Origin of the sequence: Erythrobacter donghaensis (assembly GCF_001557325.1) — a bacterium.
In the GTDB taxonomy this organism is placed as follows: Bacteria; Pseudomonadota; Alphaproteobacteria; order Sphingomonadales; family Sphingomonadaceae; genus Erythrobacter; species Erythrobacter donghaensis_B.
In genome coordinates this window covers 1-1010 of the sequence record NZ_LSJS01000179.1, presented here as the reverse complement: position 1 = coordinate 1010, position 1010 = coordinate 1, and the positions used below count along the sequence as shown (strand labels likewise).

At 64.9% G+C, this 1010-nt stretch carries 2 protein-coding genes; both read left to right on the top strand.

Annotated elements, in window-relative coordinates; genetic code table 11:
- Positions 1-139: 139 nt before the first annotated feature.
- Positions 140-532 (top strand): hypothetical protein, encoded by a 393-nt coding sequence (locus AX692_RS10835; RefSeq protein WP_073975711.1) that lies wholly within the window; start codon positions 140-142, stop codon positions 530-532.
- Complete coding sequence (locus tag AX692_RS10830) at positions 529-936, top strand: type-F conjugative transfer system protein TrbI (RefSeq protein ID WP_073975712.1); 408 nt, start codon at positions 529-531, stop codon at positions 934-936. The genes AX692_RS10835 and AX692_RS10830 overlap by 4 nt, the downstream gene beginning before the upstream one ends.
- The last annotated feature ends 74 nt before the right edge of the window (positions 937-1010 follow it).

The following is a 1010-nucleotide window of genomic DNA, read 5'->3' as shown; positions in this document are numbered from 1 at the left end:
CAACGCTCTTCTCGAGTTCGCCCCAGACCTTCGCCGCCATCGATGCCGAGATCGCCCGCGGCCACCAGCTCGCCGATGCCATCGAGCGCATCGCTCATCCCAATCGCTGACACCTCTTGATCAAAGGATTCTGAAACTCATGCCTCTCCACCTCGTCACCCCGTTCGACCGGACGGATGCGCCCGAAGACGAACAGCCCCTATTCCCGTCGGTGCCGACCTGGCGCTCGCGCATCGCCGATGGCTGCTACATCGTGCTGCGCGGTAGTCTGTTTCTGGGCTCGTCCTATCTGATGGCGCTGGGCCTGCCGCTGCTCTTCTTCCTTCTTCTATCGGGCGGCAATCCCGATGCCTTCTTCGCCCATGTCGCCAATCTCGGTGATCGCTTCCTGGCGGCCGACCTCGCGCGGCGCGTGACCTTCCTCGATCAGTGCAAGTTCGTCCTGATCGGTCTCGCCACGCTCGTCGTCGTGGGGCGCATGCCGCGCTTCATCCGTGATCTCGACCGCGAACTCTCGGGAGAAAAGCTGTGAAGAACATTCTGGCAACATCAAACCTTCGCAGGCGGCTGGCATCGATCAATCTCACCGCTCTCGTGCTCGGCGTCGGCATGATCGGCCAGGTCCTGTGGGGCGTCTGGACGACCGACAAGCTGCTCACCCTGGAGAAGCGCGAGGTCGTGACGGTCCAGCTGAGCCGGATCATGGGCGACTTCATCGAGGCCGAAGCACGATCTGGTCGTCCGCCGGAAGAAACGAAGATGCGCGTCCAGGCCTACCTCAAGGCTGTGGAAGCCTCGGTGCAGCAGCTTGGCCGCGAGGGCCGGACGGTCCTCGTTGCCGAAGCCGTGGTGGCCGGGAGCACGCCGGACCTGACCGGGTCTGTGCGTGCCGACGTCGTGCGCCGCATGGGAGCCCTTCCCGATGCAGCCCGCTGATCTCTTGATCCGCTCAGCATCGGCGCGCCGGCTCGTGCTTTGGGGCGGGCTCGGTGCCGGGGCGCTGGCGCTCT